We start from the raw sequence: 17,476 nt of genomic DNA on the forward strand, positions 1-17,476 counted from the left end.
GCGAGTTTTGTTAGGTGAAAGGAAACATCTCGGTAATAAACGAAAATCACCTTGGAGTTATGACACGAAGATTTCAGTAACCGTCATTGGGCGCAACCATTATCTTGCTAACGTATCGAATAATGGTTTTTATTCCGTACGCGATGAGATATGTTGCGCGAGCAGCATATGAATTTTGGGTGGTAACACGATTAATCGTCCCGCAAAGTGGATTTTCTGCTTTGCGGTTTTTTTATTATCATCTTTTGTTAAACGTGCTTATTTATTTCTAAAAAAAGGAGATATTCTTATGTCAGACACAGATGTACTTACTGCAAAAAACGATACAGAAAAGGAAGTTGCAAACGATCTTTATCAGGCATTGGTAAACAAGCGGCCCTTAAAAGTAACCGAATACGAAAAAAAAGTTACCGAGTTCAACACGCCTTCACAGAGTTAAAAAAAGAACCCCTTGGAGGTTACAAGGTCAGTTTAACGTCAGAACAGACACAACGAATGTTTAATTCAGACTCGCCATTTTACGGTGCTGAAACAGCAAGTGCTTGGTTAGAAAACGACGCCAGTCTTCAACTCAGTGATTTAATGGATCCTTTGCTTGAAGTCGAAATGGTCTTTACTGCTAAAGAAAACCTATTGCCAAGTGATTCATTGGCCGAACTGCTCGATAAAGTTAGCGTTTCAGCTGGTGTTGAGCTTCCCGATTCACGCTTCAAGGATTGGTTTGCGAGTTTACCAAAATATTTGGTTGTTGCTGATGGAGCTGTTGGCGGCCGCGTTGTCTATACTAAAGCAACTGGAAGGGAGGTTAGTGTCGATGACTTAGCAAACGTGGCCTGCACTTTAACTCTCAACGGCAAAGAACTTGGTAGCGGAAAATCATCAGAAGTTTTGGGAAATCCCTTAAACTCCCTGCAATGGCTGGTTAAAAAAATACTGTTAAGCAACTCGGTTTGCAGGGTGTGATCGATTGGCCATGCCAACTAAGAAAAAATGGAATCAATTCAAATTCAAAATGTCTTCATTGTTTTTGACTGGGAAAGACAAGTAATCCGAGTGAGAGAGCAACTTTTCAGTCAGGGAAACTTTTCTGATTCTTTGATTTCCATATGTTGCAAAGTAATACGATTGAGTTTGTGCAGACATATAGCTGCTATAACAAGTGTAATCTGATTTATTTTCTTGAGTAAGGACAATTCCTTTGGGAATACTGACTGATTTTAAAATATTAGCCGCGGCGTTAATCGTCTGAATCTCATCCTTCGGTTTTTCGATGAAATTCTTAAGGAAAGCTGCCCGAATAAACCTGGAGGTCGGTGTGTAATCGCCTGGTAAACCAAATGATCCGGAGCCCTGACTGAATGGTTGCAAAGTCTTTCCAAGCCAATTAACTGTTTGGTATTGATGAGGGTTGATTGAAAGATAATTCCTTAAATTATTTTCATGCCAAGGATAATCAGGACTATTTGTCATCACTCCGATTGAGTGATCATAAATTTTGATTCCATTTTCGGTTGGTTCGACAATTAAACTATTTCCACTTTTATCCATAAAAATATAATGCAGTGGTGTTGTTAAACCAAGTACCGGATTTGGACGGTCAACTATTGTGATATCCGTTTCAAATGCTCTTCTAACTTCTTGATTTGTTTCACAATTAGCCAGAACAAAACTGATAATTTTGTCGGGTGAAACAGCCAGCCTATTTTCTTCCTTTACTTTTTTATATGAAGCATAACCTGGAAAGTAGAGGGTTGCGGCGGTTAAGCCAGCTTGATTTACACCGTCAAAAGTAACTGGTCCATCAGGCATTTGCATGCCCATGCCGATAAAAGCCAGTTTACTGATATAAAAGCTGTCTTCTCCGTAGCTGGAAGTTATTTTCTTCTCTTTTGGCGTATAGATAACGTTTTCAGCCATTTCGATCGTAAAGTCCATTGTTCTGGCGAGGACACTTGTTTTGTCCGAAGCATTTAAAACCAAACTAGTGCATCCGATCATTTTTTTAAAATCTCCTTTTTCATTAACATCTTAAATCAAGTATACTAAAAAAAATACCTCCACTAAAAACTGAGCGAAAGTATTTGTAAAATATTATTTGTTTTCTTTGGTTATTTTCACAAAATATTCATGAAAATGTGTATCCCCGGTTAATTCAGGATGAAAGGCACAGGCCAAAAAACGGCCCTGACGGCAAGCGACAATATGCTGATTGTAAGTTGATAAGATTTCGACGCCTGGTCCAACTTTTTTAATATACGGTGCTCTGATAAAAACACCATCAAAAGATTCAGCAACATGGTCGATTTTTAAATCACTTTCAAAACTATCTACCTGACTGCCAAAAGCGTTCCGTTTAACATCAATATCAAGTAAACCAAGATGGGGTCCCTTTCGGCCTTCTATTTCCTTAGCCATCAAAATTAATCCAGCACAAGTTCCAAAAATTGCCTTTTTCTTGGCAAAGATTTTAATCGCATCAAACAAACCGTATTTATCCATCAAACGACGCATCGTCGTACTTTCGCCACCTGGTAGAACCAAACCGTCTAACTCTTCCAATTGGCTGGCATCTTTCACGGCGATTGTTTCGGCACCAGAATCTTTTAAGGCCTTTATATGTTCACTGACTGCTCCTTGAAGAGCAAGAACTCCAATTTTAACTGTCATATTTTTATTGCCATCCCATCAAATACCGCGTTCCTGCATATGCTCGGCTGGTTGAAGAATACTCATATCAATTCCTTTCATTGGTTCACCAAGCCCTTTTGATAATTCGGCAATTCGAGGGTAGTCTTTGTAATAAGTAGTCGCTTCGACGATCGCTTTGGCAAATTTGGCTGGATTTTCCGATTTAAAAACCCCTGAACCGACAAAAACGCCGTCAGCTCCTAATTCCATCATTAAAGCAGCATCAGCTGGAGTTGCGACACCACCGGCAGCGAAATTAACAACCGGTAAACGACCACTTTTTTTGATTTCCAGTAAAACATCGTAAGGAGCACCCAGTTCCTTAGCGAAGACCATAATTTCTTCCGGAGACATTCCTAAAACTTTATTAACCTGATTGTTAACCAAGCGCATATGGCGAACAGCTTCGACAATATTTCCTGTTCCAGGTTCTCCTTTGGTTCGAAGCATTGCTGCTCCTTCGCCGATTCTTCTTGCCGCTTCGCCTAAATCTCGGCAACCACAAACGAAAGGAATGGTAAATGCTTTTTTATCAATATGATAAACATCATCGGCAGGAGTCAATACTTCACTCTCATCAATATAGTCGACTTTCATCGATTCAAGTACCCTTGCTTCAATGATGTGCCCGATTCTTGCCTTAGCCATTACTGGAATTGAAACAGCGTTTTGTACTGCTTCGACAATTGCGGGATCAGCCATTCTGGCGACGCCACCGGCTTTACGAATGTCCGAAGGCACACGTTCTAGTGCCATAACAGCTGTCGCGCCGGCCTCTTCAGCTATTTTCGCTTGTTCAGCATTGACAACATCCATGATGACGCCGCCTTTTTGCATTTCTGCCATCCCTCTTTTAACTAGGTTCGTTCCTTTTTCAGCCAATTGATTCCTCCGTCAAGATTTTCATCTTAGATACTAATAAAATAGCGTTTTCGATCGTTCTTTTGTATCGGTTAAAATAATGAATTATCCATAAATTCATTAAAATTAATTCTAATACAGTCTGTTCAATAACGATCAGAAAAAAGCTTTTCAGTAATTTAATTGATGACTAGTACGAATGAGATATCTAATAGTCACTCGTTTCCCTTCTTAAAATAGTGGGACTTCAGTGACGAAATTTTGAGTTGTTTCTTGTCCAAATTGTTGGATAGATTTTACTAGACTACAATTGGTTTGTAGTGGTTATTATAATCACGACGTTTTTAGCTAAAAAATGAGAGAGGAGAATTTTTTATGCATTTAATTTGGGAATTAATCGTTGGAGCTATTATTGGAGCGATTGCCGGAGCCTTGACCAGTAAGGGCCAAGCCATGGGATGGGTCGCAAATATCGTTGCTGGTTTGGTCGGCTCCTGGCTCGGAGAAAGTTTATTAGGAACTTGGGGACCGGTTGTTGCCGGAATGGCTTTGATCCCATCGATTATTGGTGCTGTTATTGTCGTTGTAATTGTTTCTTGGATTCTCAGCCGTTCACATAATTGATTTATTTATTGATCAACTAGTAAAAAATGGATTTTAAAAACAACTGTATTTGAACAGTTGTTTTTTTAGACTTATTTAATTATCGATACGCCAGGAAAACAACAATCAAAGTTAAAATCGACGGTAATCCCTGGCTAAATATAATTTTTTATTGGCAGTCAAAGATCCGAAAATAGCGGCAATCACAATAAAACCAATAAACAACATTAAACCAGGAAAAATTATATTTGTAGGAGAATAATATCTAATTAATAAGATTGAGACTCCGAGAAAACCATTATAAAGACCTTGATTGGCCATTGAAATTCGAGCTTCTTTTTGCAATAGATATTTTTGCTTCAAGTTAAAGACGTTTCTTGCTAATTTTGTTTGTGTACCGAACACTTCCAAAAGCATAATAAATAATGACTTCAACACCACAACGATTATCAAAATATCTGCGAACAATTTCATTTTAGGATCTCCTAGCTAAAAATACAGTCATCCTCGTCCAATTTCCACAAACCAAATTCCAAACCCTGATTATATCCTAATTTAAAATGGTCTTTATCTGATTGATTAGCAAATTTATTCCGACTTGGTTACTCTCACCTTCCGGAATAATTACGTCGGCATACCTTTTTGTTGGTTCGACAAACTGATGGTACATTGGTTTCACGGTTTTTAAATATTGATTAATGATCGAATCGGTCGTTCGACCACGTTCGGAAATATCTCTCTTCAATCGTCTGATAAAACGAATATCATCATCAGCGTCTACATAAATTTTTATATCCAACAAGTTTCTAATTCGCTGATCGACAAATAATAAGACACCCTCGACAATGATAACTCTTGCCGGATTAATTAAAATTGTTTTTTTAGAACGAGTATATTTTTCATAATCGTAAATTGGTAGTTGGATTTTTTGCCTATTTTTTAATTTTAATAAATCGTTATAAAACAAGTCGCTATCAAAAGAATCCGGATGATCGTAATTGATCTTCTTTCTTTGCTCGATCGACATTGATGTTTGGTCGTTATAAAAGGCATCTTGAGGAATAATAGCCACAGATTGTTTTTTTAATTGGTTGTGAATATCTCGAGCGATCGATGTTTTTCCGGAACCCGACCCACCTGTGATTCCGATGATGATTATAGGCTGATCTTTATCATTTTGCATTACTTGTCTATTTTTCTATTCTCTTGAGTAAGTGTCAAGAAAAAAATTGTAAAACAAAAAAGTTCTGCTTATCAGAACTTTTTAAGATAAATATTCTCCATTAGAAGCAATAACTTTTTTAAACCAATAGAAGGAATCTTTTTTAATCCTATCCAGAGTTCCTTTACCACCGTCATCTTGATCAACGTAGATAAAACCATAGCGTTTAGACATTTCTGAAGTCGAAAAACTTATTAAGTCAATCGGCCCCCACATTGTGTATCCCATTAGATCGACCCCGTCGCTGATGGCTTCTTTCATTTGTTCAATATGTTGACGCAGGTAGTCTATTCGGTAAGAATCGTGAATGCGACCTTATCCAGTACTCCAAAAATCTAATTTTTGTTTATTCTCTTCTTTCGTTTGCATTAGTTGCCTGCCCTTTTGACTAGGTCTTCAAACAACTTTAATTGATCAGGAAAAACCTGCCACATACTTTCCGGATGCCATTGAACCGCTAAGATTCTATCGGAATTCTTTGATTCTATTCCTTCGATCACGCCATCACTGGAAGTTGCCGTAATTTTCAAATTTTTTCCTAAATCTTTAATGGCTTGGTGATGGCGAGAGTTAACAAAACTCTCATAACCGACTATTTTTGCCAGTCGACTATCTTTTTCAACTTTAATTTTATGAGTTGGGAATGATCCCTCGGTTGGAGATTGACGATGCTTAATTTTTAGATTTGAATATTGCTTCGCTAGATCTTGATATACATTGCCACCACAAGCAATGTTAATCGCTTGGATTCCCCGACAAATTCCTAAAATCGCTTTGCCGTATTTTTGAGCTTCTTGGATCAAAGGTATTTCAAATTGATCTCGTTCGTAAAAAGTAGCTCCGATTTCTGGAATAGCTTCCTCTTTGAAAAATTTTGGATCAATATCCGGACCACCGGGAATCAAAAGACCATCAAAAGTACTAAGCAGAGCTTCAAAATTTGTATCTTCGACATATGTTGGCGAAGGCAAAATTATTGGAATTCCACCAACTTTATAAATAGCTCGTATGATGTCTCTTGGGGCATAGTCGATTGCTTGGTCATTGGATGACATTGAGGAAAAACGAGAAATATCTGAAGTGATTGCAATTATTGGTTTTTTCATGATTCAGGCAATTTTAACAAAACTTCTAAAAAAAATAAACTAAAAGCACTGAAAAACAAAATCCAGTGCTTTTAGTTTATTAGTTCATTTATAAAAAACAACAAAAATTTTACCAACTAGCTTTTCTAACACCAGGAATTTGTCCCTTGTGAGCTAACTGACGGAAATTTAAACGACTCAGTCCAAAAGCACGCATATATGCGTGAGGACGGCCATCAGTCAAATCACGATGATGAGCGCGAACCGGCGATGCATCGCGAGGAAGCTTTGCAAGGCCCTGATAGTCACCAGCAGCTTTTAAAGCCGCGCGTTTTGCAGCGTACTTTGCAACAGTTGCTTCAATTCTTTTTTCTTTTTCAATCTTAGACTTCTTAGCCATTACTTCACCTCCTTAAACTCAACAACTTTATGTAGCTTTGGTGAGTATTTTTTCAAAACAAGACGATCAGGTGTATTACGGCGATTCTTACTCGTCAAATAAATACGTTCACCTGTTTGATCATTGCCAAGAATTACGTGATCCCTTTGTCCTTTACCTGCCATGTTTTCTCCTAAATAGTATATTAATCAAAGTCAATTCAGTACAAATAAACATTATACACAAGCATAAAATACTTGTAAAGTGCAATTTGTATATTTATCAGTGAAACAGATCAGTTAAAGGTGGGACAATCTGTTTCTTTCGTGAAACGACCCCTGGAAGATCAATCGAATCGTCCACAAATTTTCCGTTAAAAGCAGAAGCAATTTTATCAGGCTCTGAACCATAATAAAGAGCTTTTGAATTTGAATTAAGAATATCGGTAATCACAAAAAGAAAACCATCGAAACCTTGTTTTTCGTTTTCGGCAATTATTGCTTTTTTAAGAGCTTCTTTACGTTCCAGTACACTTGGAATATCAACCGTATTGACTTGGCCGATCCTGAAAGTTTTTCCGGCAAATTTAAAGGTCTTGGCATCTCCGTCGATCAAATCCTGTTCACTTTTCTTTGATAGATTAGTACCGGCTTTTAATAAGTTAAGGCCATAAGCATTTACATCGTCGACTCCAGCAATTGACGCTAATTTTCCGATCACATCGCGATCAACATTAGTTGTTGTTGGACTTTTCAATAGCAAAGTATCTGAAATCAATCCGGAAAGCATTAAACCTGCAATCTTTTTTGGAATCTCGATTCCATCTTTTTTGAAAAATCCATACAAAATAGTCGAAGTAGAACCAAGCGCTTCTGCGTGGTAAAACAAAGGTGAACTCGTTTTGAAATCAATTTTATGATGATCAAAAACATGAGTAACAGTCAAATCTTCAATATTCGAAACGGACTGAGCTGTTTCATTATGATCAACCAAAACAACTTCTTTAGTATCTGCTTTTTCAATCACTCTCGGAGCTTCTACAGAAAAATAATCGAGAACAAAATTTGTTTCGTCGTTTGTTTTTCCTAAAGCAACTGCTTCTGTATCCATTCCCTTTTGATTTAAATAATAAGATGCCGCGATAGCAGCGGCAATAGCATCCGTATCGGGATTTTGATGCCCAAAAACTAATTCCTTAGCCATTTTCAATTACCTCTTGTTTTAATCTAACCTTTACAATCATACTATTTTTATTAACTTTGACCTTGCGTTTGAATTCATCGTCCAATCCGGAAATATTATTCGGATTAACAGAAAAATCAATCACTTGGTTATCATTCGTTATTGCTTGAAGTTCGCTTTTTTTTGATCGGGAAATTGCCTGTGTCCCACCGATTATTTCGTCGGCCATAAAAATCGTTTCCGCTTTTTGAACCGAGTTCACTGTTGAAATAGGTATCTCAAGCGGATTAATAATTTTGGAATGCCCGCGATCACTCATAAGTACCATTAAATCTTCCGAATCAATTAAATCCATTGAAACAATTCTATCTTTTTTTGAAATTTTTGCAGGCTTAGCTCCGGATGATTTGGCTGTCATTAAGGCTATCTCGCCAATTGGAAACTTATAAAGATATCCTTTTTGAGTAGCCATAACAACCAAATGATTTTGTGAAGCAGCAAAAGTAACAGAAACCAAAACGTTTTTTCCTTTTATTGCAATTGCCTTACTGGCTCTTTTTTTATAATATTTGGTCGGATTTAATGCATTTTTATCAACTTGCTTAACAAAAGCATCACTGCTGGTAAAGACAAAGGTTCCCGTTTGTTTTAGATCCTTAAAATCAAAAACTTTGATTACGATTTCATCTTCGGCCAATCCGGAAATTTCTTGTGATAAGTGTTCGCCAACATCTTTCCACTTAGTATCAGCAAGTTCATAAACCTGACGATAAATCAGATTACCCTTATTGGTAAAAATAAATAGACTGCTTAATGTATTAACTTTAGCCAAATAGACCGGATAATCATCATCGGTTAATCCATTATCATCAGTAGCCTTGTATGAGCGAAAAGAAGCTCTCTTTGCGTAACCATTTTTCGTGATTTGAACAATCACGTCCTCGTTGGCAATCATTACGGCAGTATCGATTTTCAGTTGACTAACCTCTGTTTGTATTTGGCTTCGCCTTGGATTGGAATATTTTTTTTCAATCTCCTTTAATTCGTTCCTAAGGACCTTATTCAATTCTTTTGTTTCTTTTAGAATTGAATTGAATTCGGAAATTTGCTTCGTCAGCCGATCGTGTTCATTTTGTAAGGCAACGACATCCGTATTCGTCAAACGATAGAGTTGTAAGGTAACGATTGCTTCAGCTTGAGGATCGCTGAATTGGAATTTTTTGATTAAATTCTCTTTGGCATTTTTGCGACTTTCAGACGCTCTGATAGTTGCAACAACTTCATCGAGAATACTTAACATTTTAATCAAACCCTCGACAATTTCTTGACGAGCTTGAGCTTTTTTTAATTCAAACTCGGTTCTTCGACGAATAACTTCTTTACGAAAATCCAGAAAAGCCGATAGAGCCTGTTTGAGACCAACAGAAACAGGTCTTTGCTTATTGATAGCAGTCATATTAAAATTGTAGGCAATTTGCAAATCGGTTTTTTTAAACAAATAATCCAAAATGCCTTCAGCATTAGCATCTTTTGAAAGCTCAATTGCGATTAACAAACCTTCACGACTTGTATCATCCCGTACTTCCGTAATTCCGTTAACGTCTTTGTTAAGACGAATTTCATCTATACGGGCAACAAGTTCCGATTTATTAACCTCATAGGGGAGCTCAGTAATCTCAATTTGTTTCTTACCGGCTCTAAGCTGTTTTATTTCTGTTTTGGCTCGCAAATAGACTTTTCCTCGACCAGTTGTATATGCATTTTTGATACCGTCCAATCCCTGGATAATACCTCCGGTAGGAAAATCTGGTCCACTTACATATTTCATCAAATCCTCTAAAGAAGCAGCGGGATGTGATAATAGGTAAATCAAAGCGTTAATTACTTCGCCTAAATTGTGAGGCGGAATTTCAGTTGCATAACCGGCGGAGATTCCTGAAGCGCCATTAACCAGTAAATTTGGGATTCGGCTTGGCAGAACGGTCGGCTCGTAGCGCGTGTCATCGAAATTCAGTACCATATCAACAGCCTGTTGATCAAGATCCGTTAACATATCGCCGGCAATCATGGAAAGTCTTGCCTCGGTATAACGCATGGCTGCAGGCGGATCATTGTCGATCGAACCATTATTGCCGTTCATATCAATTAAAGGTTCCCGCATTTTCCAGTTTTGACTCATGCGGACTAAGGCGTCATAAATCGATGAGTCACCATGTGGATGGTAATTACCCATTACGTTGCCAACTGCTTTCGCCGATTTTCTATAAGCATGTTGATAGGTGTTGCCATCTTCATTCATAGCAAAAAGAATTCTTCTTTGAACCGGTTTTAAACCATCTCTGATATCCGGTAGAGCTCTTTCTTGAATGATGTATTTTGAATAGCGGCCAAAACGCTCACCCATAACATCTTCAAGGCTTAGTTCTTGAATTCGTGACTCGTCAGTCATTAGTTCGCCTCCTTTTTATCTAATCCCGGATGATAAGTGCCATCGTTTCCGTTTACTGTATCGAGAATTGATCCGGCTTCATCCAAAGAAAACGCAACGTTATCTTCGATCCATTTGCGGCGCGGAGCCACTTGATCGCCCATCAGAATTGTGACTCTTTTTTCGGCCAAGGCCGCATCTTCGATTTTGACTCTGATCAAAGTTCTTTGATCCGGATCCATAGTTGTTTCCCACAAAAGGTTTGCATCCATCTCACCAAGTCCCTTATAACGCGTAATCGTATATCCCCGCGCAGCTTTTTTTGTTAATTCAGCGAGTTCTTCGTTTGTCCAGGCAAATTCCTCTTTTTTATTTTTCTTCGCCCCTGAGGTGACTTTATATAAAGGCGGCAATGCAATATACACTCGACCAGCCTCAACCAAAGGACGCATATATTTATAAAAGAAAGTCAATAACAATGTCTGAATATGAGCACCATCATCATCAGCATCGGTCATAATGATGACTTTATTATAGGCAGCATCTTTGATGTTGAAATCTGTACCGACACCGGCACCAATTGTATAAATCATTGTGCTGATCTCTTCATTTTTTAAAAGTTCTTCCAAACCGGCCTTTTCTGTATTCAGAACTTTTCCGCGAAGCGGCAAAACAGCCTGAAATTTTCGTGAACGCCCTTGTTTAGCAGAACCGCCGGCAGAATCACCTTCGACAAGAAACAATTCTTTTTTTGAAGCATCCTTTGACTGAGCTGGAGTCAGTTTTCCGGAAAGCAGGAATTCTTTTCCTTTTTTCTTTTTACCGGATCGCGATTCGTCGCGAGCTTTACGAGCCGCCTGCCTTGCTTCACGAGCCCGCAAAGCTTTTCGAACGAGATTTTGAGCAAAGTCTCCGTTCTCCATTAAATAGCGACCAAGTTGTTCCTCGATTACAGAACCAACGGCTGATCGTGCTTCGATTGTTCCAAGTTTTTCCTTCGTCTGGCCTTCGAATTGAAGAATATTTTCAGGAACTCGCAAGTTGATCACAACCGAAAGACCTTCACGAACATCCGAACCATCGAAATTGGGATCTTTTTCTTTTAAAAGACCGGCTTTTCTGGCATAGTCGTTAAAAGCCTTTGTCCAAGCAACTTTCATTCCTGTTTCATGAGTTCCGCCATCAGGAGTCCGGACGTTGTTAACAAAAGAAAGTAGTGTCTCTGAATAACCATCATTATATTGGGCGGCAACTTCAACCTCAATGCCTTGTTGTTCCCCGTCGAAATACATAACTTTGCCGATAACAGCTTTACCCTCGTTTAAATAGTCGACAAATTTCTTAATTCCATCTTTATACTGGTATTCTTCAATAATTTGCGGATCCGGTCGTTCATCAATCAAAGTTATTTTAATTCCCTTAAGGAGAAAAGCCGATTCCCGCAAACGATCAGCGATAGTTTGAAATTTATAAACAGTTGTCGAAAAAATTGTTGGATCCGGCTTAAAAGTGATTGTTGTTCCAGTTTGATCCTTGGTTTTACCAATTTTCTTTAAGCTTCCGACCGGTTTTCCACCGTTTTCAAAATTTTCTCTATATTTGTAGCCGTCACGATTTATTTCAACAGTCAAACGTTCTGAAAGTGCATTCACGACAGATGACCCGACGCCGTGAAGGCCACCAGCCGTTTTATAACCACCTTGACCAAATTTTCCTCCGGCATGGAGAACGGTCAAAATAACTTCGGGAGTCGGCTTACCTGAAGCATGCATACCAACCGGCATACCACGGCCGTGATCAACGACTGTAATTGAATTATCCTGATGGATTATTACTTTGATTGAGTCACCATAACCGGCAAGAATTTCATCAACAGCATTATCGACAATCTCCCAAACCAAGTGGTGAAGTCCACGCGTATCTGTTGAACCGATGTACATGCCTGGGCGAACCCGAACAGCTTCAAGGCCTTCTAAAATTTTTATATCTGATTCATTGTAAGAAATTTCTTTTTTTTTCGTCATAAATAAAATCCGGGCGAACATTCATTCGTCTATCAGTCTGTAAAGATACACTATTTAAGCTCTTTTTTGCAAGTCTACTGTCTTGAAAGCTATAATAATTAAGTGGTTTTTAAAACGATTATATTTATTATTCTTGCCTATTTAATTGGATCGATGATGTCCGGCTATTGGATTGGCAAGTATTTATATCACAAAGATATTCTCGATCTCGGTTCTGGAAACGTCGGCACGACCAATGCATTTCGAACTCTCGGTGTAGCTCCAGGTATTCTGGTGATGTTTCTCGATATTCTTAAAGGCGTGGTTGCAACGTTATTACCTGTTTTTTTTGGCTTTACAGCAATTAATCCATTATTCATCGGAATTTTTGCGGTTCTTGGCCACTGTTTTTCAATTTTTATGCATTTTCATGGAGGCAAAGCAGTCGCAACATCGGCTGGAGTGATTCTTGGCTACAACTGGCAATTTTTCCTGTTTTGCCTAGCAGTTATATTAATTACGCTTTTGCTTACTTCAATGATGAGTGTTGCTTCAATTACTACTTTTGTTCTCGGAACTTTGTATGCCTTCTTTTTTCTCGGCGACTATTTTCTTTCGATTTTTGGAATAATTTCAACTATTGTTATGCTTTATGCTCATCGCGAAAACTTGAAAAGAATTAGAAAAGGAACAGAATCAAAGATACCCTTTGGCCTTAATTATTGGTTTTCAAAGAAAACTCATTGAATATTCAAAATTTTCTTTTTGTCCCGCTGACAGCGAATTACTACCAAATTTATTCTCTAATCTTTGGTTGCTGTTAATTGTATCGGCAACCCCCCACCATGGTTCAATTGCAACAAAATCAGCCTTTTCATCATTCTTCGACCAAATACAAAAAAACTTTAAGTTCTTTCCGGCAACAGCAATTCGTGTGCTGCGCTCCAACTGTTTTTCGTCTGATTCTGAATCGGGAACATTCGTCTGAAGAAATAATTCGGTCAAATCTTTATCAGCTTTCAATATAAGTGCATCATTAAGAAAATCCGATCGAGAGATTTTATGAGCATATGAAAAATTAATTTTTCCAATCGGTGAAGGATTTAAATAATTGCCGTTTAAAGTATAACGATCAAACTCCCTTTGATTAGCGGAAATGCTTGTATTTTTAAAATTGGCATTAAAAGCAGGATGACCACCGATTGAAAATATCGTTTTTTTATTGTCTGTGTTTTTAACTATATAGTTAACTTTTAATTCAAAATTTTTTAATTCATAAACAGCCTGAAGGACGAATTTAAAGGGATATTTGGATAAAGTATCTTCATTAGATTCTAGTTGGAAAATCAATTTGCTGCTGCTTTTATCGATTAAGTCCCATTTCATATCGCGAGCAAAGCCATGTTGAGGCAAATGATATTTGACACCATTAAAGGTATAAGAATCATCTTTTAAGCGACCGACGTTTGGAAACAGAATCGGCGCATGTCTTTTCCAAATTTTTGGATCAGCCTGCCATAAGTATTCATAGCCGCCATTATTTGCTTTGACCGATGTTAACTCGGCACCAGTTTCCGTAACGGTTACGGTTAAAAATTTATTAGTAATTTTGTAATCATTCATCATGTCTAATTTTAGCCCGATCAAAGAATTTTTTGTAGTTTTCCTGGAGATTTTCAGTCGTGATATGCGTGTATATTTGCGTTGTCGATAAACTTGCATGGCCCAGCAGTTCTTGGACGGTTCTGATATCGGCACCGTTATTCAATAAATGGGTTGCAAAGGAGTGCCTAAGCATATGAGGATGAATGTTGGCGGTTAGTTTAGACCTTTTTGATACCTGTTTTAAAATATACTCGGCACCGGTTTCAGTTAATTGTCTGCCACGGGTATTTATAAAAATATAGGAGTGCTTTTCCGAAAATTTCTGCATTGTCTTCTCACGCCAGGGAAGATATTGTTTTAGAGACGCCAGGGCTGGTTTTCCAAAAGGAATGATTCTTTGTTTCTTCCCTTTTCCTGTAATGTCAACGATTTGGCTATTAAAATCTATTTGAGAAAAAGTCAAATTTGTAATTTCAAATATTCTCATCCCAGTCGCATATAGTAACTCTATTAAGGCAGAGTTCCTAAGATACTGATCATTTTGCGGGTCGGCTGCTGCTCTGAGGTATTCGATAACTTCCGCTGGATATAAAAATTCTGGCAACTTCTTGTTGCTAGAACGAAATTCAATGTTTGCAAATGGATTTTTTTTGGCCAAACTGTTTTCGATCAAAAAATGATAAAAACTTCTTAAACTTGATATTTTTCGTGCTATAGATGTTTTAGCTAATTTCCTTTCGTATAAATTATTCAAATAAATCCGGACATCAAATCGATCAATAGCCGAAAAATCCTTGAATCCGCCATTCTGAGAAAAGAAATTAACAAATTCGCCTATATCTTCGCGATAAGCTTTGAGAGTCAGAGTAGAGTATTGGCGTTCTGCTTGCAGATATTCTTCATACTTCTTCATTGTTGAAGTAATCTGATTCATATTTTAAGTATAGTTTTTAGATACGAAAAACCGCAGGCTGAAGTATTATCTTATAAATTCATAAAAACATTTAAACGTTCTCTAATATCATATTTGGTCATCATTCCTCATTTAGACTGATTTTTAAAGGAATAAAATGGAAAAAAGATCAATTATCAATCCAATTGAAAATATTCGTCTGAGCAGCGAACTTTGGCGAGAAAATATTCAGGTTGTTTTAACGAATTTGAGACGCTCGCTCATTAATTTATGTGATCGAATTTTAATTAGTCAAATCAACTTTATCGATAGAATGAAAATAAATGCAGAAATTTCTGCCAATTTGTCTACAAAAAGAGTCTCCAACAATAAGGCAATAAATATGAAAAAAGGACAAACTCCCTTCACTTCCAGAACCATGAACAAATAGCTAAGAAATATTTACAAAAAATTCTGTTTTGTTCCACAAACAGAATTTTTTTACTTTGTTTCATTGTTTTCTTCAGTTTCTTCGTTTTTTTTAGGTTTGGTCCAACTTGCAAAATCACAATCAGGAAAACGAGAACAACCATAAAAAATGCGTCCCCGTTTTGTCCGTTTGATAACAACTTCGCCAATCCCACATTTTGGACATTTCATGCCGATTTCTTCAACGATTGATTTTGTACCGTGACAATCAGGAAAACGAGAACAAGCATAAAATTCTCCTCTTCTCGAACGACGTATAACCATTAAGCTGCCACAAATATCGCATAACTCAGGTGCAATTCGATCATAAATCGGAACCTTTTCAAGATTTTCTATAGCTGCATCAACCTCTTTGCTGAATGGCTTGTAAAATTCATCAATAACTTTTTGCCACTTAACATTCCCGGTCTCAACCTTATCCAGTTCGTCTTCTATCTTTGAAGTAAATTGTTTGTCTGTTACCTCTGGAAATGATTTAACAACAACATCCTGGACAATATCTCCCAAATCAGTCGGTACAATTTTCTTTTGATCGAAACCGATATATCCTCTGCGTTGAATTGTATCCATTGTCGGAGCGTAAGTCGACGGACGCCCTACTCCAAGTTCTTCCAATGCTTTGATTAAACTAGCCTCAGTATATCGAGCCGGTGGCTGAGTAAAATGCTGTTCCGGAAGATTATTCACCATTTGAACGAGATCACCAATTTTAAGTGCCGGCAAAATATTATTTTTTGTCGAAGACGTTTTTAAAGCCATTGTCCATCCTTCGAAAAGAACCTTAATTCCGGTAGCGCGCCAAACAGTTTTGTTTTGTTCAATCATCAGAGATTGATTTTCAAGTTTTTGTTCAGACATCTGGCTGGCGATAAAACGAGACCAGATTAGATTGTATAAACGATATTGATCGCGAGTCAGAATTTCTTTTAACGATTCCGGTGTTCTTTCGGCATCTGTCGGCCGGATCGCTTCATGCGCATCCTGAACATTTTCCGACTTTTTAACAACATTATGGCGATGATAATATTCTTTGCCGAATTTATCGACAATGAATTTTTTGGCCATTTCTTGAGCTGTTTCCGATAGTCGAGTTGAATCGGTACGCATATAGGTGATTAAACCAACGTGACCGATTTTTGGCAAACTAATACCTTCATAAAGTCCCTGAGCTATCTGCATTGTTTTTCGCGCATGATAATTCAATTGCGAGTTGGCTGTTTGCTGAAGAGAAGAAGTTGTAAATGGATTGGGAGCATTTCGCTTTGATTCTTTTGTAGAAATATCGGTAATCTTAAAATCTTTGCTGCTATCGATTCTCTTTAAGATTTTGGAAACCGATTTTTGATTATCTAATTTAACCTTTTTCCCATCGGTACCGTAAAATTCGGCTGAAAACTCATGTTTACCAGCTTTGAAATTGGCATTTAAACTCCAATATTCCTTTGGAACAAAAGCGGCTATCTCTTTTTCTTTATCAAGAATCAAGCCGAGCGCAACTGATTGGACACGGCCTGCCGATAGTCCCCTTTTGACTTTTTGCCATAAAATCGGACTAATCGAATACCCAACCAAACGGTCCAAAACACGACGTGCCTGTTGGGCATCTACCAAGTCCTGTTCGATTCCGCGGGGATGTTTAAAAGCTTCTTTGACGGCTGGTTTCGTTATTTCATTAAAAGTTACTCGGTTTTTTCCACCATCGGGTAAACCAAGAATATGTCCCAAATGCCAAGCTATCGCTTCACCCTCTCGATCCGGATCAGAAGCTACATAGACAGCCGAGGCTGATTTGGCGGCTTTTTTTAAGGAATTTATTAATGGCGCTTTCCCACGAATATTGATATATTTTGGTTCGTAATTATGTTCGGTATCTACACCCAACTGTGATTTTGGCAAATCACGAATATGGCCCATCGAAGCCAAAACTTCGTAATCCCTTCCCAAATAATTTTCAATTGTACGGGCTTTAGCCGGACTTTCTACAATTACTAACTTCTTTGCTTTTTTCTTTTTAGTTACCACGAATAACAGTCTACACT

19 protein-coding genes, 1 pseudogene and 1 other annotated feature (1 of these 21 only partly in view) are annotated in these 17,476 nt (G+C 37.7%); of the genes and pseudogenes, 5 read left to right on the forward strand and 15 right to left on the reverse strand.

Annotated features, from left to right (window positions below; genetic code table 11):
- Positions 1 to 206, forward strand: a binding site (T-box leader); it begins 43 nt to the left of the window's first position.
- A gap of 83 nt (positions 207 to 289) precedes the next feature.
- Both J3U91_RS05185 and J3U91_RS05190 read left to right on the forward strand, forming a co-directional pair.
- Positions 290 to 439, forward strand: a complete 150-nt coding sequence (locus J3U91_RS05185) for a hypothetical protein (protein ID WP_226489918.1) — start codon at positions 290 to 292, stop codon at positions 437 to 439.
- A gap of 56 nt (positions 440 to 495) precedes the next feature.
- Entirely contained in the window at positions 496 to 963 is a 468-nt protein-coding gene (locus J3U91_RS05190) for a hypothetical protein (RefSeq protein ID WP_004269271.1), read from the forward strand.
- A 33-nt stretch (positions 964 to 996) separates the two neighbouring features.
- Here the strand turns inward: J3U91_RS05190 and J3U91_RS05195 are convergent, their stop codons facing one another.
- The 3 genes from J3U91_RS05195 to pdxS all read right to left on the reverse strand — a co-directional run bounded on the left by J3U91_RS05195 (position 997) and on the right by pdxS (position 3,570).
- A complete protein-coding gene (locus J3U91_RS05195; protein ID WP_002816428.1) occupies positions 997 to 1,998 on the reverse strand; it encodes a choloylglycine hydrolase family protein in 1,002 nt (333 codons plus the stop codon).
- Between the two features lie 93 nt (positions 1,999 to 2,091).
- The gene (gene pdxT / locus J3U91_RS05200) at positions 2,092 to 2,667 is read right to left on the reverse strand and encodes a pyridoxal 5'-phosphate synthase glutaminase subunit PdxT (protein ID WP_002820419.1); all 576 of its coding nucleotides are present in this window, start codon (positions 2,665 to 2,667) and stop codon (positions 2,092 to 2,094) included.
- A gap of 18 nt (positions 2,668 to 2,685) precedes the next feature.
- A complete protein-coding gene (gene pdxS / locus J3U91_RS05205; protein ID WP_002820425.1) occupies positions 2,686 to 3,570 on the reverse strand; it encodes a pyridoxal 5'-phosphate synthase lyase subunit PdxS in 885 nt (294 codons plus the stop codon).
- Between the two features lie 354 nt (positions 3,571 to 3,924).
- On the opposite strand from pdxS, the gene J3U91_RS05210 reads away from it, so the two are divergent.
- Complete coding sequence (locus J3U91_RS05210; RefSeq protein ID WP_002820427.1) at positions 3,925 to 4,173, forward strand: GlsB/YeaQ/YmgE family stress response membrane protein; 249 nt, start codon at positions 3,925 to 3,927, stop codon at positions 4,171 to 4,173.
- Positions 4,174 to 4,284: 111 nt separating this feature from the next.
- Here J3U91_RS05210 and J3U91_RS05215 read toward each other — a convergent pair whose 3' ends face one another.
- The 9 genes and pseudogenes from J3U91_RS05215 to parE form a co-directional block, all read right to left on the reverse strand.
- Entirely contained in the window at positions 4,285 to 4,626 is a 342-nt protein-coding gene (locus J3U91_RS05215) for a DUF1304 domain-containing protein (RefSeq protein WP_002820429.1), read from the reverse strand.
- Positions 4,627 to 4,702: 76 nt separating this feature from the next.
- Positions 4,703 to 5,335 (reverse strand): uridine kinase, encoded by a 633-nt coding sequence (udk, locus tag J3U91_RS05220; protein ID WP_002816360.1) that lies wholly within the window; start codon positions 5,333 to 5,335, stop codon positions 4,703 to 4,705.
- 81 nt (positions 5,336 to 5,416) lie between these two features.
- Positions 5,417 to 5,689: pseudogene (locus J3U91_RS05225) on the reverse strand (family 1 glycosylhydrolase); the annotation flags it as partial.
- 53 nt (positions 5,690 to 5,742) lie between these two features.
- Entirely contained in the window at positions 5,743 to 6,480 is a 738-nt protein-coding gene (locus tag J3U91_RS05230; RefSeq protein WP_002820430.1) for a gamma-glutamyl-gamma-aminobutyrate hydrolase family protein, read from the reverse strand.
- Positions 6,481 to 6,589: 109 nt separating this feature from the next.
- On the reverse strand, positions 6,590 to 6,859 hold the full coding sequence (gene rpsN, locus J3U91_RS05235; RefSeq protein ID WP_002816321.1) for a 30S ribosomal protein S14: 270 nt from the start codon (positions 6,857 to 6,859) through the stop codon (positions 6,590 to 6,592).
- On the reverse strand, positions 6,859 to 7,023 hold the full coding sequence (gene rpmG / locus J3U91_RS05240; RefSeq protein WP_002820431.1) for a 50S ribosomal protein L33: 165 nt from the start codon (positions 7,021 to 7,023) through the stop codon (positions 6,859 to 6,861). Before rpmG ends, rpsN begins: the two co-directional genes overlap by 1 nt.
- Before the next feature lie 97 nt (positions 7,024 to 7,120).
- On the reverse strand, positions 7,121 to 8,041 hold the full coding sequence (locus tag J3U91_RS05245) for a manganese-dependent inorganic pyrophosphatase (protein ID WP_002820432.1): 921 nt from the start codon (positions 8,039 to 8,041) through the stop codon (positions 7,121 to 7,123).
- Positions 8,034 to 10,469 (reverse strand): DNA topoisomerase IV subunit A, encoded by a 2,436-nt coding sequence (parC, locus tag J3U91_RS05250; RefSeq protein ID WP_002820433.1) that lies wholly within the window; start codon positions 10,467 to 10,469, stop codon positions 8,034 to 8,036. The genes J3U91_RS05245 and parC overlap by 8 nt, the downstream gene beginning before the upstream one ends.
- Positions 10,469 to 12,493 (reverse strand): DNA topoisomerase IV subunit B, encoded by a 2,025-nt coding sequence (gene parE / locus J3U91_RS05255; RefSeq protein ID WP_002820434.1) that lies wholly within the window; start codon positions 12,491 to 12,493, stop codon positions 10,469 to 10,471. The genes parC and parE overlap by 1 nt, the downstream gene beginning before the upstream one ends.
- 81 nt (positions 12,494 to 12,574) lie before the next feature.
- On the opposite strand from parE, the gene plsY reads away from it, so the two are divergent.
- The gene (plsY, locus tag J3U91_RS05260) at positions 12,575 to 13,198 is read left to right on the forward strand and encodes a glycerol-3-phosphate 1-O-acyltransferase PlsY (protein WP_002820435.1); all 624 of its coding nucleotides are present in this window, start codon (positions 12,575 to 12,577) and stop codon (positions 13,196 to 13,198) included.
- On the opposite strand, the gene J3U91_RS05265 is transcribed toward plsY, so the two are convergent.
- Complete coding sequence (locus J3U91_RS05265; protein WP_002820437.1) at positions 13,181 to 14,074, reverse strand: aldose 1-epimerase family protein; 894 nt, start codon at positions 14,072 to 14,074, stop codon at positions 13,181 to 13,183. The two genes, plsY and J3U91_RS05265, sit on opposite strands and share 18 nt — an antisense overlap.
- On the reverse strand, positions 14,067 to 14,990 hold the full coding sequence (xerC, locus tag J3U91_RS05270; RefSeq protein ID WP_002817147.1) for a tyrosine recombinase XerC: 924 nt from the start codon (positions 14,988 to 14,990) through the stop codon (positions 14,067 to 14,069). Before xerC ends, J3U91_RS05265 begins: the two co-directional genes overlap by 8 nt.
- A gap of 136 nt (positions 14,991 to 15,126) precedes the next feature.
- Here xerC and J3U91_RS05275 point away from each other — a divergent pair, with 136 nt between their 5' ends.
- A complete protein-coding gene (locus tag J3U91_RS05275; protein WP_002820440.1) occupies positions 15,127 to 15,399 on the forward strand; it encodes a hypothetical protein in 273 nt (90 codons plus the stop codon).
- A 50-nt stretch (positions 15,400 to 15,449) separates the two neighbouring features.
- Here J3U91_RS05275 and topA read toward each other — a convergent pair whose 3' ends face one another.
- On the reverse strand, positions 15,450 to 17,459 hold the full coding sequence (gene topA, locus J3U91_RS05280) for a type I DNA topoisomerase (protein ID WP_002820441.1): 2,010 nt from the start codon (positions 17,457 to 17,459) through the stop codon (positions 15,450 to 15,452).
- Positions 17,460 to 17,476 lie beyond the last annotated feature (17 nt).

It is taken from the genome of Oenococcus oeni, from assembly GCF_020510245.1.
Lineage (GTDB): Bacteria > Bacillota > Bacilli > Lactobacillales > Lactobacillaceae > Oenococcus > Oenococcus oeni.

Coding starts and splice junctions, on each gene's coding strand:
- J3U91_RS05185 (WP_226489918.1), top strand. CDS start 290: ATGTCAGACACAGATGTACTTACTGCAAAAAACGATACAGAAAAGGAA.
- J3U91_RS05190 (WP_004269271.1), top strand. CDS start 496: ATGTTTAATTCAGACTCGCCATTTTACGGTGCTGAAACAGCAAGTGCT.
- J3U91_RS05195 (WP_002816428.1), bottom strand. CDS start 1,998: ATGATCGGATGCACTAGTTTGGTTTTAAATGCTTCGGACAAAACAAGT.
- pdxT (WP_002820419.1), bottom strand. CDS start 2,667: ATGACAGTTAAAATTGGAGTTCTTGCTCTTCAAGGAGCAGTCAGTGAA.
- J3U91_RS05210 (WP_002820427.1), top strand. CDS start 3,925: ATGCATTTAATTTGGGAATTAATCGTTGGAGCTATTATTGGAGCGATT.
- J3U91_RS05215 (WP_002820429.1), bottom strand. CDS start 4,626: ATGAAATTGTTCGCAGATATTTTGATAATCGTTGTGGTGTTGAAGTCA.
- udk (WP_002816360.1), bottom strand. CDS start 5,335: ATGCAAAATGATAAAGATCAGCCTATAATCATCATCGGAATCACAGGT.
- J3U91_RS05230 (WP_002820430.1), bottom strand. CDS start 6,480: ATGAAAAAACCAATAATTGCAATCACTTCAGATATTTCTCGTTTTTCC.
- rpsN (WP_002816321.1), bottom strand. CDS start 6,859: ATGGCTAAGAAGTCTAAGATTGAAAAAGAAAAAAGAATTGAAGCAACT.
- rpmG (WP_002820431.1), bottom strand. CDS start 7,023: ATGGCAGGTAAAGGACAAAGGGATCACGTAATTCTTGGCAATGATCAA.
- J3U91_RS05245 (WP_002820432.1), bottom strand. CDS start 8,041: ATGGCTAAGGAATTAGTTTTTGGGCATCAAAATCCCGATACGGATGCT.
- parC (WP_002820433.1), bottom strand. CDS start 10,469: ATGACTGACGAGTCACGAATTCAAGAACTAAGCCTTGAAGATGTTATG.
- parE (WP_002820434.1), bottom strand. CDS start 12,493: ATGTTCGCCCGGATTTTATTTATGACGAAAAAAAAAGAAATTTCTTAC.
- J3U91_RS05265 (WP_002820437.1), bottom strand. CDS start 14,074: ATGAATGATTACAAAATTACTAATAAATTTTTAACCGTAACCGTTACG.
- xerC (WP_002817147.1), bottom strand. CDS start 14,990: ATGAATCAGATTACTTCAACAATGAAGAAGTATGAAGAATATCTGCAA.
- J3U91_RS05275 (WP_002820440.1), top strand. CDS start 15,127: ATGGAAAAAAGATCAATTATCAATCCAATTGAAAATATTCGTCTGAGC.